Source organism: Treponema sp. (genome assembly GCF_024696245.1).
Lineage (GTDB): Bacteria > Spirochaetota > Spirochaetia > Treponematales > Treponemataceae > Treponema_D.
The window spans coordinates 1-14588 of sequence record NZ_JAILGZ010000088.1 but is presented as its reverse complement, the minus strand read 5'-3'; the positions used below and the strand labels follow the sequence as shown (position 1 = coordinate 14588).

11 protein-coding genes and 6 tRNA genes are annotated in these 14588 nt (G+C 38.2%); 13 read left to right on the top strand and 4 right to left on the bottom strand.

Features of this window, described 5'->3' with window-relative positions; all coding sequences use genetic code 11:
• The 3 genes from flgL to K6D58_RS06495 form a co-directional block, all read right to left on the bottom strand.
• Nucleotides 1-855 (bottom strand): flagellar hook-associated protein FlgL (flgL, locus tag K6D58_RS06505; protein ID WP_296828796.1); only part of this gene is annotated, 855 nt, incomplete at its 3' end.
• Nucleotides 856-878: 23 nt separating this feature from the next.
• Nucleotides 879-2750, bottom strand: coding sequence for a flagellar hook-associated protein FlgK (gene flgK / locus K6D58_RS06500; RefSeq protein WP_296828794.1), 1872 nt, complete (start codon nt 2748-2750; stop codon nt 879-881).
• A 16-nt stretch (nt 2751-2766) separates the two neighbouring features.
• Nucleotides 2767-3216, bottom strand: coding sequence for a hypothetical protein (locus K6D58_RS06495; protein WP_296828792.1), 450 nt, complete (start codon nt 3214-3216; stop codon nt 2767-2769).
• Between the two features lie 166 nt (nt 3217-3382).
• Between K6D58_RS06495 and K6D58_RS06490 the strand changes: the two genes are divergently transcribed.
• From K6D58_RS06490 to clpX, 9 genes are all read left to right on the top strand, one after another.
• Nucleotides 3383-3454 (top strand) — tRNA-His (locus K6D58_RS06490).
• Between the two features lie 32 nt (nt 3455-3486).
• Nucleotides 3487-3560, top strand: a tRNA-Arg gene (locus K6D58_RS06485).
• Nucleotides 3561-3589: 29 nt separating this feature from the next.
• Nucleotides 3590-3662, top strand: a tRNA-Lys gene (locus K6D58_RS06480).
• 43 nt (nt 3663-3705) lie between these two features.
• Nucleotides 3706-3786: transfer RNA gene (locus tag K6D58_RS06475), tRNA-Leu, on the top strand.
• Nucleotides 3787-3815: 29 nt separating this feature from the next.
• Nucleotides 3816-3887, top strand: a tRNA-Gly gene (locus K6D58_RS06470).
• 32 nt (nt 3888-3919) lie between these two features.
• A tRNA-Gly gene (locus tag K6D58_RS06465) sits at nt 3920-3991 on the top strand.
• Between the two features lie 74 nt (nt 3992-4065).
• The gene (gene tig, locus K6D58_RS06460; RefSeq protein ID WP_296828790.1) at nt 4066-5436 is read left to right on the top strand and encodes a trigger factor; all 1371 of its coding nucleotides are present in this window, start codon (nt 4066-4068) and stop codon (nt 5434-5436) included.
• Between the two features lie 116 nt (nt 5437-5552).
• Complete coding sequence (clpP, locus tag K6D58_RS06455; RefSeq protein WP_296828788.1) at nt 5553-6176, top strand: ATP-dependent Clp endopeptidase proteolytic subunit ClpP; 624 nt, start codon at nt 5553-5555, stop codon at nt 6174-6176.
• On the top strand, nt 6176-7441 hold the full coding sequence (gene clpX / locus K6D58_RS06450; RefSeq protein ID WP_296828786.1) for an ATP-dependent protease ATP-binding subunit ClpX: 1266 nt from the start codon (nt 6176-6178) through the stop codon (nt 7439-7441). The genes clpP and clpX overlap by 1 nt, the downstream gene beginning before the upstream one ends.
• 144 nt (nt 7442-7585) lie before the next feature.
• On the opposite strand, the gene K6D58_RS06445 is transcribed toward clpX, so the two are convergent.
• Entirely contained in the window at nt 7586-8728 is a 1143-nt protein-coding gene (locus tag K6D58_RS06445; protein WP_296828784.1) for a glycosyltransferase family 4 protein, read from the bottom strand.
• A gap of 51 nt (nt 8729-8779) precedes the next feature.
• Between K6D58_RS06445 and K6D58_RS06440 the strand changes: the two genes are divergently transcribed.
• The 4 genes from K6D58_RS06440 to K6D58_RS06425 form a co-directional block, all read left to right on the top strand.
• Entirely contained in the window at nt 8780-9940 is a 1161-nt protein-coding gene (locus K6D58_RS06440) for a DEAD/DEAH box helicase (protein WP_296828782.1), read from the top strand.
• 101 nt (nt 9941-10041) lie between these two features.
• Nucleotides 10042-13221 carry a chromosome segregation SMC family protein gene (locus tag K6D58_RS06435; protein WP_296828780.1) on the top strand — a complete coding sequence of 1060 codons (3180 nt, stop codon included), beginning with the start codon at nt 10042-10044 and terminating at the stop codon, nt 13219-13221.
• Nucleotides 13222-13231: 10 nt separating this feature from the next.
• A complete protein-coding gene (locus tag K6D58_RS06430; RefSeq protein ID WP_296828779.1) occupies nt 13232-13612 on the top strand; it encodes a hypothetical protein in 381 nt (126 codons plus the stop codon).
• Nucleotides 13609-14588: hypothetical protein (locus tag K6D58_RS06425; protein WP_296828777.1), on the top strand; the 980-nt coding region annotated here is incomplete at its 3' end. The genes K6D58_RS06430 and K6D58_RS06425, both read left to right, overlap by 4 nt.

The window sequence follows — 14588 nt, the reverse complement described above, 5'->3', positions numbered from 1 at the left end:
CTTAATAATTCCAAGATCACCAAGGGTATTTCCGTCTTTATCTTCAAGCCAGATCTGGTGGGAATCAGTAGTTACAAGAGAAAGACCATTTGATATAGGATCTACAGAAGCTTTGATAGCAGCTCCCGAATCATTGATTTTTGCAGCAAGGGCATAAACATTATCACCGGCATTAATTTTTATATCTACACCGTCAACAGAAATTACTGAATCGGACATGCTCTGCCAGCCTGTCATATCCCTTTGTGCAATAAGGGACTGTTTTTCTGCCCAGAAAGTTTTGTTTCCAGCATTATCCAGAGTCATATAATTATTTTCATCAACTTCAATTTCGTTTACGCCAATGTTTCCGTTGTAGTGAATCTTTTCAATAAGGGCACCGTCAGCTCCAGGAACATTTCCCATAATTACGTCAAAGGCTGTTGAGTTTGTCCTGGTTCCTGCAAAAAGCGAATTACCATCAGGTCCTACAGCATTTGCATTCTGAATCATTTCATTAAGAAGCTCGTTAACTTCTACAGCCATATTTTTAAGGTCTTCATTACTGTAAGTACCGTTTGCACCAGTTACAGCAAGTTCCCTGACCCTCTGCATAATCTGAAGATTCTGATTTATATAACCATCCCTTACTTGAAAATTATCAGCAGCGGTCTGAGCATTTTTTTCAAACTGATTTACCCTTGTAAGATAAGACTGATACCTTACAAGATGACCGGCAGCAATTGGATCATCCCTCAGATCCCCGATTCTGCTCTGACTGCCAATCTGAGCATTCATACGATTCTGGCGGATTTCCTGCTTTCTCAGGTAATACTGTGTATCATTATTATTCATCTGTGAACTGATTCTATTCATACTTTACTCCTGTATTTCCGGCATCAGACCCCAAGCCTGTTTATAAGGGTATCAAGCAGGGCATCCTGTACTGAAATAAACTTTGCTGCTGCATTATATCCATGCTGAAATTTAATAATGTCAGCAAGTTCTTCATCAATATTTACACCACTTATTGAATCACGAAGTCCCCTCAGGTCTTCCATGATTTTATTCTGACTGGCAAGCTGATTTTCTGCCTGTTCACCTTTTAAGCCAACTTCCGTTACTGTATCTGCAAAGTAATCATCAAAAGTACGTTCTTTTCCGATCATAACTTTTGTATTTCTGATTGCAGAAATTTCTACAGCAGCCCTTCCGTCTGCAGCATCAGCCAGTCCCTGGGAATTTGAGTAGGCAGAAGCTACACTTGAAACATCAGAAACAATAGAAGGATTTACTTCTACATAAGCAGAAGGATTTCTTAAAGGACTTACGGCAAACTGGGCACCAGCAAGGGAATCTACAGCATTTGCCCTTCCCCAGTCATATGAACCTTCTTCACCAGAAGCAGAAAGTATTCCTGCATAACCTGCAAGGAAGAGACCTGAATCTTCAACATGGCGGATAACAAAATCCGGATTAAGTGAAGATTCAGAAGCTGTAGCCTTAAGTACCAGAGAATTATTCCTGTCAAGGTAAGCCTTTACTTCAGAAGAAGAATCATTAATGCGGTTTATTACATCTTCCACTGTATCTGTAGGATAATAAGGAACGCTTACATTCTCCTTACCGGCATTAAAAGTCATTGTACCGGCAAGGCCTGTCTGTTCCTGAGCCTTAAGGGCATTAGTTCCTGTTATTCTGAAAATACGGCTGGAATCTTCAGTACCGTCTCCATCAGAATCATAGTTACCGTTAACATTTTCTACAAAATCATGCTGAACAAAAAAATCAAGACCGGTAACATTATTTTTACCCATTGAATTACGGTGAACATCGTTAACAAGATCTGCAAAATTAAGGGTCATTGTATCAAGAGTCTGAAGCTGATTTCTTAAATCCTTATCCCTGAGTTCCACAAGGGCTCCAAGAGAACCGCCTTTAAAGACAGCATCAGCTTTTGTATCTGTCCATACAAGTTTGGAATAACCTGAATCATTTTCCTGAGGTGCAAAACCAATCTGACGGGAAACAGCTCCCTGAACAATAATCTGACCATCCGTATGAACCATAAATTCATCAGGATCTTTTTGAGTTACAGTTACATTTATTAAGCCTGAAAGTTTTTCTACCAGAAGATCCCTGCGGTCCATAAGGTCATTAGGATTATCTCCTACAGCCTTTGATTTTACAATTTCACTGTTTAAGGCAGCAATCTGTCTTGTATAATCATTAACCTGCTTAACAGTAGATTCAATATCACCATCAACCTGATTTCTGATAGCCTTAAGGGAATTAAACTGCTGTTTTATTGAATTTGACAGGCTTTCACCCCTTGTAACTACAGCCTGACGTGCTGCATCACTTTCAGGATAAGAAGAAAGCTCCTGCCAGCCCTCCCAGAATTTATCCATATTATAACGAACTGAGATTTCATCAGGTTCATTATAGACATTTTCTATCATGGAATAATAATTGCTTCTTGTTTCCCAGTAAGTTTCTTCATTTGTCTGAGCAACAATTCTTGATTCCAGAAGTTCATCACGAATACGGCTTACACTTTCTACATCAGTACCCTGACCAAGCTGTCCAGGTCTCATTTCCCTTTCAAGATCCGGACGATATATAGGCTCAAAAGATTTTACAATTACCCTCTGACGTGAATAACCTTCTGTATCAGCATTTGAAATATTATGACCTGCTGTCTGAATCTGAGTTGTATGAGCCTGAATGGATCTTTTTCCGATTTCTATTCCTGCAAATGAATTACCCATAATTTTCCTCCTTCAATCAAAATACTGCGTTAACAACCAGTGAAGGTGCAGCAGCCTTTCTGAGATTTCCATTTCTTGTATATACAGTTGTTCTCTGCTGAGGAACACAACGTTCTATTACTCCATAAACAAACTTCTGGGCAGACTGAACATACTTGTTAAGGGCCTCATTTTCTATTTTACTTTTCATCAGTTTGGAACGGATTCTGGCAAAAACCGGAGCTACAGAGTTATGGGAATATACAGAAGAATCAGAAGAAACAAGCATTTCCCTTTTTGCGTCTAATTCTACAAAAGCGTCACTTAAAATTCTTACTGTTTCAAGACATGATTCAAGTTCAGTCCAGCTTCTGTTTTTTACACATTCATGGATCTGATCCTGTTTTACAAGAATCTGGTCAAGAACCTTATCGAGATTAATAAGAACAGATGTAAGTTCCTGTATATTTACGCCTCTATTATCCATAATTTTCTTTACACTCCTTTTCTGAATATCGGAATCTGAAAATTCAACTTTAGAATTATCTGAATAATATTGAATATATTTTTTTTAAAAATTTTTTTATTTTTTTTCACAGCTTACTTGACAAAGTTTTATGATTTAGGATATAGTCTTTTACGTTGATTACACGGTGCCTGTAGTTCAGCGGTGGAATCCCAGATTGTGGATCTGGTTGTCGTGGGTTCGAACCCCACCAGGCACCCAGACTCTGTAAAGTATAGAATGGAGTAACCCGCGTCCGTAGCTCAATCGGATAGAGCAATGGACTTCGAATCCGGAGGTTGCACGTTCAAGTCGTGTCGGACGCATACTTTAGCAGGCCAAGTAATATATATACGGGCGATTAGCTCAGCTGGTAGAGCAACAGACTCTTAATCTGTGGGTCGGGAGTTCGATCCTCCCATCGCTCATAAGGATTTTTACCCCGTTTAGGCTAATTTGGCACTATTTCTTGCGAGGGTGGTGAAATTGGCAGACACGCCAGACTTAGGATCTGGTGCCCTAGGCGTGAGGGTTCAAGTCCCTTCTCTCGCACTAATTTTTGATTTTAGTGTTTTGTTTTTGCAGGAATGGCTCAGTGGTAGAGCGCGACCTTGCCAAGGTCGATGTCGCGGGTTCGATCCCCGTTTCCTGCTCGAAAAAAACAGCGGGTTACGCAAATAATTTTGCAGGAATGGCTCAGTGGTAGAGCGCGACCTTGCCAAGGTCGATGTCGCGGGTTCGATCCCCGTTTCCTGCTCGAAAATATAGAGCGATTTGATTTTTCTCAAATCGCTTTTTTTTTACAATTTTTATAAAACAGAGGACACTCAAGTGAAAGTAACAAAAGAATTCACAAGAATCGAAAATTCAGCAGTAAAACTCACTGCAACTGTTTCTAAAGAAGATGTAGCAGAAGGCTACAAGAAAACACTTGCAAAGTATTCAAAAAACCTCCAGCTTCCAGGCTTCAGAAAAGGTCACGTTCCTGCAAACGTCCTTGAGCAGAAATATGGTGATTCACTTAAAATGGAAAGCGTTGGTGATATCATTGATGAATCACTTAATGAAATCTTTAAGGAAGATGATGCAAAAGACATCCGTCCCCTTCCTTACAGCCAGCCACGTCTTGAAAACGACAAGCTCCCTGAATTTGACACATCAAAAGACCTTACATACACAGTTGTATATGACGTATTCCCAAAAGTAGAAGTTACAAACTTTAAGGGTATTACAGTAAAGGAACCACAGGTTAAAGTTGGTGACGAAGAACTTAACAACGAACTTAAAGCAATCCAGGAACGCAATGCAATGGTTATCGACAAGAAAGACGGTGACCCAGTAGAAAAAGACAATATCGTTACTGTTGACTACAAAGAACTCAACGATGACGGAAGCGTTGCAGAAGGAAGCGAAAGACAGGATTTCGTATTCACAGTTGGAAGCGGCGAAAACATCTATAAGTTTGATGATGAAGTTCTTGGTATGAAAAAGAACGAAACAAAAGAAATCACAAAGACTTATGCAGCTGACGATGCTGATAAAGACCTTGCAGGTAAAACAAAGAAAATCAGTGTAACTGTAAAGGCTGTAAAGATCCGCAACCTTCCTGAACTTGATGATGATCTTGCACAGGATGTAAACGAAAAGTTTAAGACTCTTGATGATCTTAAAAAGGACATCATGCTTAACCTTGAGACAGCTAAAAACAGAAAAGTTGCAGAAATGAAGAACCAGAGTCTTCTTGACCAGCTTGTAGAAAAGAACCCTGTAGATCTTCCAGCTTCTATGGTTGCAGCAGAAAAAGAAAGCCGCTGGAACATGATGGCACAGCAGTTCAGAACAAGCCCTGAACAGCTTGAAAAAATGGTTCTTGCCAGCGGTCAGTCAAAAGATGCAATGCTTGACCAGTGGACAGGAAACAGTGAAAAGATGCTTAAGAGCCGTCTTATCGTTGATACCCTTCTCCGCGAAAAAAATATTTCTGTAACACCAGAAGAAATCGATGCTCAGTATGAGAAAATCGCTTCTGAAAACGGCATGACAGTTGAAGAAGTAAAAGAACACTATAAGGATCCAAAAACTAAGGAATACCTTATTGATGATACAAAAGAAAACAAGCTTTTTGATGAACTTTACAAGGAAGTTAAAGTTGAAAAAGGCGACAAAATGACTTTTGCTGATCTTTTCAAAAACGAAAGATAAAGTAAATTGAATTTTGTTAAAACGGAGTGTTGTCGCATTCCGTTTTTTTTGTTTATATTATTATATATAAAAATCAGGATTATTCCGATTTGAAAACAGCTTTGTGGAGAGTTTACATGAACGAATACATGAATACTTTGGTTCCTACAGTTATGGAGCGCAGTGGTAACAGCGAAAGAGCATATGATTTATACTCAAGACTCTTAAAAGACAGAATTATATTTGTCGACGGAGAAATCAGAGACGAAACTGCAGACCTTATTGTAGCCCAGCTTCTTTTCCTTGAAAGTGAAAATCCTGAAAAGGACATCAGCATGTACATTAACAGTCCTGGAGGTTCAGTTACAGCAGGACTTGCCATTTATGATACAATGCAGTACGTAAAATGCGATATTCAGACAATCTGTATGGGACAGGCTGCAAGTATGGCAGCTATTCTTCTTGCAGGTGGAACTCCTGGTAAACGCCATGCCCTTCCTTCTAGCCGTGTAATGATTCACCAGCCAAGAGGTGGAGCAGAAGGTCAGGAAAGTGATATTGCAATCCGCGCAAAAGAAATAATTCGCCTTAAAAAATTAAGCATTCATTATCTTTCTGAAAAAACCGGAAAATCAGAAGAAGAACTTGCTCATGATATGGAAAGAGACTTCTTTATGAGTGCAGAAGAAGCTAAAGAATACGGAATCATTGACAGTATAATGGTTTCAAGCAAATCTTCCGGAAAAGGAGACAATAACTAATGGCACGTTTTGGTAAAGGAGACATAAAAATTTGTGCATACTGCGGTAAGCCTGCTGACAGCACCCGCAGGGTTGTACAATCCCCTGTATCACCGGACATATATATATGTGAATACTGCGTAGACGCATGTCGTGATGTTCTGGATGATCAGGAACACTCAATAAAACCTATTCAGATGTCGGAAATTCCTACTCCAAAAGAGTTTAAGGAATACCTTGACCAGTATATTATTGGTCAGGATTATGCAAAAAAAGTTCTCTCTGTATCTGTTTACAATCATTACAAACAGCTTTCAGGGGATAAAATTGCAAAAAACGGCGAAAATGTAAAGATTGAAAAATCAAACGTACTTCTTCTTGGACCAACAGGTTCAGGTAAGACTCTTCTTGCAAAAACCCTGGCCCAGAAGCTTAATGTTCCATTTGCTATAGCTGATGCTACTACCCTTACAGAAGCAGGTTATGTAGGTGAAGACGTAGAAAATGTTCTTCTTAAGCTTTATAACGCTGCAGGACAGGATGAAAAGGCTGCGGAAAGGGGAATTATCTTTATTGATGAAATCGATAAAATTGCCCGCAAAAGCGAAAACACATCAATTACCCGTGACGTATCAGGGGAAGGTGTTCAGCAGGCGCTCCTTAAGATTCTTGAAGGAACAATTGCTTCAGTTCCACCTCAGGGAGGAAGAAAGCATCCTAACCAGGACATGATTCACATTGATACAACAAATATTCTCTTTATTTGTGGAGGAGCCTTTGTTGGTCTTGATAAAATTATTGAAAAACGTCTTTCTACAGCTTCCATTGGTTTTGGTGCAGAAGGTACAAGAAGAAGTGAATCAGAAAGAATGGAGCTTCTTAATCAGGTAACTTCAGATGACCTTGTTAAGTTTGGTATTATTCCTGAACTTATCGGCCGTCTTCCTATAACCTGTGCACTTAAGGAACTTGATAAGGCAGACCTTAAGAAAATCCTTACAGAACCAAAGAACGCTATTACAAAGCAGTTCCAGGCCAGTCTTGCAATTGATGATGTTGACTTAAGCTTTAACGATGAATCAATTGAAGAACTTGCAGAAATTGCAATTAAAAACAAGACAGGTGCCCGTGGATTAAGGGCAATTGTAGAAAAGATTCTTCTGGACATAATGTTTGAAGTTCCAAGTGTTAAAGGAAAGAAAAAACTTGTAATTACAAAAGAAATTGTAAACCAGACATATCTTCCAGATCCTAAAACACTTCTTATCGAAGATAAAACTGCCTGAATTATAAAAAAGGCATAAAAAAACACCTTCTAAGGTTAAAAGACTGAAGAATAATTTCTGTAGATTATCAGATCAGTCTTTACCGGAAGGTGTTTTTTTATTTTCACTGACAAAATAATCAGTAAATCGTTTACAAAAATTTCTTTATTTTTTTAAAGTAGAAAGGACTATATCCATAGTTTTTGAAGCAGTATCTTTCCACTGAAATCTGTCCGTCCATTTTAAGCCTGCAGAAATAAGTGTAGAACGCAGTTCTTTATCCTGAGCAAGGCGTTCAAGACAATAAGAAATCTGTTCAACATCATTGGAATCAAAGAAAAGAGCATTATTACCTGCAATTTCTTTAAGGGCTCCTGATGACGAACAGGTTACAGGAATTCCTGTTGCCATGGCTTCAAGAACAGGCAGCCCTACTCCTTCATTTAAGGAAGGAAAGGCACATATTTCTGCACCCCTATAAAGTTCAGGAAATCCTTCATGAGGAAAATAACCGGTAATAAAAATGTCACTTGCTGCAGAAGAAGAAAAAGCTGCCCTGTGAACAAAATCACTGTATGGACCTTCACTACCGGAAATTACCAGACGATGAGGAAGTCCTGTTCTCTCTTTAAAAAGGGTAAATGCCTTTATAAGTTCCACATGTTTTTTTTCTTCACGCTGCATTCTGCTGGCATAAATAATATATGGTTTTTTAATGGCAAAAGGTTTTATATCAACAACATCCTGTTCTATACCGAGATTTTCCTGAGGATAAAAAATGGTATGATCTATTCCGTTGTAAACTACCTCTATTCTTTTTGGATTGATTCCCAGGTTTAAAATATCATTACGTATGTAATCGCTGGCAGCTATAAGGCAGTCAACCCTGGACAAACCCTTGATTATCTGTTTTCTTAAAAAGCTGTTTCTTGTTTTTTCAAAAACACTGCTGACAACATCACTTATTATTGCAAATGAAGGTATTTTAATTCTGTCAGGTATAATTCTTGCACCTGCTGGAAAAATTACGGCATCATATTTTTGTTTTTTAGCAAAAGAATTAAAGCTGAATTTATGCCATAAAAGTTCTGGTGTTATTCCTTCCAGGATATTCACGCTTTTAAATGTAATATTTGGATTTTTTTCTGTTTCAAATGATGCATAGGTATAGCGGTCTATTTCTGCTCCGAACAATTCAAACTGAATGTCCTGATAGTTTAGACTAAGCTGCCTGCACATGGAAATAAGATAAGAGCCAAGGCCTGAACGTCCATGATCACAGCCAAAAGTATCAATACCAATCTTCATAATAGCCTTAATTATACCACAAAGAAGAAGAAATATGCTATAGTTAGGAATATGAGTACTATTTTTGACCAGTTATCAGAAGAAACAGCATCTTACTTACAAAAAAATGGGATAACTACACCTACTGCAGTTCAGGAAAAGGTAATTCCCCTTATCAGAGATAAATCAAATATTCTTTTTCAAAGTGAAACAGGAACAGGTAAAACCTTTGCTTATCTGATTCCCCTTGTAGAAAGATTATTAAAGGAAGAAAATCCTAAAAAAGAAGTAAAGCTTCTTATTGCTTCCCCAACCTATGAACTTGCCAGCCAGATAAAAGTTCAGTTTCAGAAAATATGCGGACTTAAGTGCATCCTCTGTATTGGAGGAGCTCCTGTTTCAAGACAGATAGAAATGCTTAAGGAAAAACCAGTTGCAGTTATTGGAGGGAGTGCCAGACTTCTTGAACTCATTCACCTGAAAAAGCTTAAGGCTGATGCAGTTGAAGCTCTGGTTCTTGATGAAGCCGACAGGCTTTTAAGTCCTGAACTCAGGGATGACACCATTGCCCTTATGGAAAGACTTCCTAAGTCAGTTCAGCTTATAGGAAACTCTGCTACAGTTAGTGAATTTACAAGACAGACCCTTGAAAAAATGAGGGAAGATGCAGGTATTGAAGGTTCAGCCATGATACTGGAGGAACTGCCAAAAGAAGATATCCTGCAGAAAAGAATTGAACACCAGGCCCTTTTTGCAGAAAGAAGGGATAAAATCGATACTCTCAGAAGCTATATAAACGCAGTAAAACCTCAAAAAGTAATTGTCTTTACTGCAAAAACAGATCAGATTGAAAACATCACATCTAAACTTAAATACAGAAAAATTGAATGTGAAGGTTTAAGCAGGCATACAGATAAAAAAGAAAGAAAAACAATTATTGACCGTTTTAGAAGCGGCAAACTTAATATTCTTATCACAACAGACCTGGCCTCAAGAGGACTGGACATACCGGACATCAGCCATGTAATACAAATGGATTTACCTGAAAGCATGGATTTTTTTATTCACCGGGCAGGCAGAACAGCGAGAGCAGGCAAAACTGGTGTTAACTGTGTAATCGGTGATGAAATGGAAATGAGACGTTATGCAGGAATAGAAAAAAAACTCCATCTAAAGGTATTTCCTAAGGTTCTTTATCAGGGAAAACTCATTAAACCTGAAGATCTTGAATAAATAATAAATAGGCTGATTTTGCTGACATTTAAGCTAAAAACCATTATAATTCTTGAACTTTACGGAATTTAAGATAAAAAATTAGATTTAAGAGGAAAACTGTGTTTTTAAAAAGTCTGGAAATATTCGGGTTCAAGTCTTTTGCAGACAGAACAAAAATTAACTTCCCTGACGGCATTACTGCCCTCCTTGGTCCAAACGGCTGTGGAAAGAGTAATGTTGTTGATGCCATTAAATGGGTACTTGCAGAAAATAAATCAAAGAATCTCCGTGCAGATTCCATGAACAGCGTAATTTTTAACGGAACCGAAACCCGTCCTGCCCTTAATATGGCAGAAGTTACACTTACAATTGCAAATGAAAACGGCCTCCTTCCCCTTGCAGATGAAGAAATTGCCATAAAAAGACGTATCTACAGAACTAAAAAAGATGATTCTGTAGAAAACCATTATTTTATTAATGGTAATGAAGTAAGCGCTACAGCCATCAGAAAACTCTTTCTTGATACTGGTGTTGGTAAAGCTGCTTACTCTGTAATGGAACAGGGTAAGATTGATCAGATTCTTTCAAGTAAACCTGAAGACCGCCGCTATCTTTTTGAAGAAGCAGCAGGTATTTCAAGAAGCAAGGCTCAGATTCAGGAAGCAGAAAGGGATCTTGAAAAAACAAGGGCAAATCTTGCCCAGATTGACCATGCCCTTGCAGAAACAAAAAGAAGTTATGAGACACTTAAAGTTCAGTCAGAAAAAACTTCTAAATACCGCAAGCTTCAGGAAGAAAAATTCAATTATGAACTTGATATACAGCTTTTAAAACTCAAGGACTTTACAGTAAACAAGTCCCGTCATGAAGAAGAAAGACTTGAAGCAGAAAGAAAAAGAAATGAAGCTGCAAAAGAAATAGAAGAAATTTTCCGCACAATTAACGAAAACAATGACAAACTTGAAGAACTTCAGCGTTTGCAGAATGACAAGCAGAAAGAACAGATAAAAATTGCAACGGATCAAAACGGTCTTAACAACCTTGTAAGTAAATACAGAAGTGATGAACGGGACCTGGGCATTACAATTTCTCAGATTGAAAGCAAGATAAAAAATAATCAGATGAGAATCGATGATCTTAATGATGAAATCGACTACTGCAATTCTGACCTTCATGCAAAGGACAGACAGCTGGCAGATATCAGCAAGAACATTGACAGCTTTGTTTCTAATATTAATCTTTCTTCAAGTCAGATTGACGAAAACACAAAAGTAATCGGTACTAATTCGGGAAAGATTCACAATCTTGATAATGAAAGGGCTTCACTTCAGAAAGATCTTGAAGCCATCACAGAAGATATCGTTACAAAGCTTGATGCAAAACTTAAGGATGCAGGTTATTCTTCTGCTTCAAATAAAAAAGCAAAGGATGAACTTACAGTTCTTCTTGAAAAGATTAAGATTTTTGCAAAGGGAAGAAGCAATATTTTTAAGGACTTTGCTGCCCTCCCTCACCACACGGAAAAAGATTCCCTTAAGCTGGCATCAGATGCAGTTACTGCATTTACAGACCTGCTTTCTATGTTTGAGGAACTTTCAGGCTCAATAGACAACTATACAAAAACCACACCTCAGTTTATTGACGAATTCTTAAGTCCAGAAGGTATCATCACAAAGAAGAGAGCCATTGACCTTCTTATTCAGGACAATCTTTCTAAAATTGATACCATCAGAAAAGAAAGTGAAGAACTTACAAAAGTAAATGGTGAACTTAACAAGAAGATTTCTGAATACAGGGAAACATTAAGTGACCTCAGAACAAACCAGGCTACTGTAAATCAGCTTGTCGTTTCCATTAAGCAGCAGATATCCCAGACAAACAGATATCTTGTTCAGGAAAAAGCTGCAATGCAGGAAAATGAAACTTCCCTTATGCATGAACAGAAAAAGCAGGAAGAACTTACCGAGCAGATTGAAGACCTGGAAAGTCAGATTGCAGAACTTCAGCACAAAGGTGAACAGCTTACTAAAGAACTTACAGAGCTGGATAAACAGATTGCAGACTGTAACTCTAAGGTAAATGGTAAAGACGATATTATCAAAAAGAAGCAGGAAGAGCAGAAAAAGTACCAGGCAAAACTTGAAGAACTTACTGTTCGTCTTGCACAAAGTGATACAGAAATCCGCAATGTAAAGCAGAACTTCCAGGATGTACATTCAAGAAACCTTATGGAATTTGAAGAAAGGATGTACACCATTACAACTTCATCAGTTCAGCTTAGAGAAAAGCTTACTCAGACAAAACAGAAAATTCAGGATCTGGGTCAGGTAAACCTTATGGCTGTTGAACAGTTTGCAGAAGAAAAAGAACGCTACGAAAGACAGCAGGCAAACTATGATGATACACAGAAAACTCTGGAAGACCTTATAAGGGTAAGTGAAGAAATCTGTACTAAATCAAGTGAAATGTTCCTGGATACCTACAATAAAATCCGCAGGAACTTCCACAATATGTTCAGACGCCTCTTTAACGGAGGAAGGGCTGAATTGAGGCTTAGTGATCCAACAAATGTCCTTACTTCCGGTATTGATATTTACGCACAGCCGCCTGGAAAGAAACTTGAAAACATCAGCCTTCTTTCCGGTGGTGAAAAGACAATGACTGCAGTAGCCCTTCTCTTTGCAACCTACCAGGTTCGTCCTAGTCCATTCTGTCTTCTGGACGAGATTGATGCGGCACTTGACGACAGAAACGTTTCAAGTTTTGTAAATACCTTAAGGACTTTTGCAAATGTCAGTCAGTATATAGTTATTACTCATAACAGAAAGACTGTCGTTGCAGCTTCAAGTATGATTGGAGTAAGTATGGCAGAAAGCGGTATTACTAAAGTCGTACAGATTCCACTGGATGAAGACATGATTAACGGCAGGGCTAAATTTGACGAAGCCGACAACTTTGTGGAAGAAGATGTTGAACCGGAAGAAGGTATTGTTATTCCTCCACGTCCTCCTCGCCGTGAACATAATCCTGACGGAAGCCTTAAAGTAAAGACTGAAGAAAAAAGTGAAAACACACAGGCAGAAAGTGCCGTAAATGCAGAAGCTGTTACAACTACAGAAGCTGTTACAACTACAGAAGCTGTTACAGATATTTCTTCAGTTCCGGAAGATAAAGAGGAAAACAAGCCGGCTGACACTGATAATTCTGATTCAGGAGAAAATGCAGCAGAAGAAAACCCTGCTGCTATACCTGCAGAAGAAGATAATGCTTCTCAAAAGATAGAAGAGGAGAATAAATAAAAGATTAAAAATGGAAGTGCTTGAAACAGTACGCCGCAAATTCGGCAGCTTCATAAAGAATAATTCAAAGCTGACTCTTACGATAATATTTACCCTTATTACCCTGGTAACTGCAGCCCTGATTATAATTCTTTATGAAACTGCAAGCCTTCCTGAAGCATTAAAAAAATCTGACGTCAATACAAAACATGAATTTGTTCAGACAGATTCTTTTTTAACCCCTCCTCCTGAAAAAATTACAGAAGACTATTATTATTCCAGGGAAGAAAGGGATTCCTGGACAGAAGAAGAAGTAAATGAAAATTTTACAGTTCCAGATTCACAATGGATTGATTCCCTAAAAGAAGCCAACAGACAAAAAGTAAATAAAATCTTAGGAGCAGCACCATGAAAAAACTCACTTTCATCAGTATCCTGACAGCATTAAGCTGCCTGTCCTATTTTACTTCATGTGCAAGCCAGCCTGAAAATCAGGAAGACAAGGTAGAAGACGTTTCTTATTCACCAGAGACAAATGCTTCTGATGTAAGCCCGGATACAGATTTACAAATAGAAAATACAGCAGCTCTCCAGGAACCTGAAGTCTATGATAATAAAGATAATTCAGAAGATGACATTCAGATGGAACCTCTTGAGGATGAAGAGGGCTTTTTTATGAGCGACAAAACTATTCTTAAAGAAGAAGAAAATGATAACAACAAGGAAGAAGAAGTTATTATATTAAACCCTGAACCTTATCAGGAAGGTAAAACTTATTATGAAAAATATTACCAGAAAAAAGGTGATGATGAGGATTACGACAAGACTTATTTAGACACAGATCCCTTTGAAGGTGAAGATTTTTCTGAAAGCTCCGGTAATGAATATGATTATGATCAGGATATTGATGAAGAAAATGGTTATGATGACATTGATATTCCAGAATCGGTAAACATAGAAGATGATGTATTAAGGGACGATATATCCCCGGCTGCATCTAATAACCCTGACGAAGCAGAAGATACAAATAATGATAGTTTAATAGAAGAAAACAGTGACACAGAAAATCAGGATGCTATTGATACAAAAGACGAAGAAGAGCCTCAGGAAATTACAGCCTCAAGAAGTGTCTCTCTTCAGAAAAACCAGTATCTTGAAGTTATTTATCCTGGATCAGGCTGGGTTTATCTTGGAGAAAAAGATGACACTGAATTAATGCGTTACTTTGGAAGAAAGCGCAATTCAGGCAAAACCTCCTTTACATTAAGGGCAAGGGCTGAAGGTACTACCCTCCTTCACTTTTATAAAAATGACCCGCTGACAGGAAGATACCTTGATGATTATCTTGAAATTATTATTCTTTCTGAAAATGGTTCAAATAAGACTCA

Bases quoted from the DNA above. Each gene is read 5' to 3' on its own strand.
- flgK (WP_296828794.1), bottom strand. From the start codon at position 2,750: ATGGGTAATTCATTTGCAGGAATAGAAATCGGAAAAAGATCCATTCAG.
- K6D58_RS06495 (WP_296828792.1), bottom strand. From the start codon at position 3,216: ATGGATAATAGAGGCGTAAATATACAGGAACTTACATCTGTTCTTATT.
- clpP (WP_296828788.1), top strand. From the start codon at position 5,553: ATGAACGAATACATGAATACTTTGGTTCCTACAGTTATGGAGCGCAGT.
- clpX (WP_296828786.1), top strand. From the start codon at position 6,176: ATGGCACGTTTTGGTAAAGGAGACATAAAAATTTGTGCATACTGCGGT.
- K6D58_RS06445 (WP_296828784.1), bottom strand. From the start codon at position 8,728: ATGAAGATTGGTATTGATACTTTTGGCTGTGATCATGGACGTTCAGGC.
- K6D58_RS06440 (WP_296828782.1), top strand. From the start codon at position 8,780: ATGAGTACTATTTTTGACCAGTTATCAGAAGAAACAGCATCTTACTTA.
- K6D58_RS06430 (WP_296828779.1), top strand. From the start codon at position 13,232: ATGGAAGTGCTTGAAACAGTACGCCGCAAATTCGGCAGCTTCATAAAG.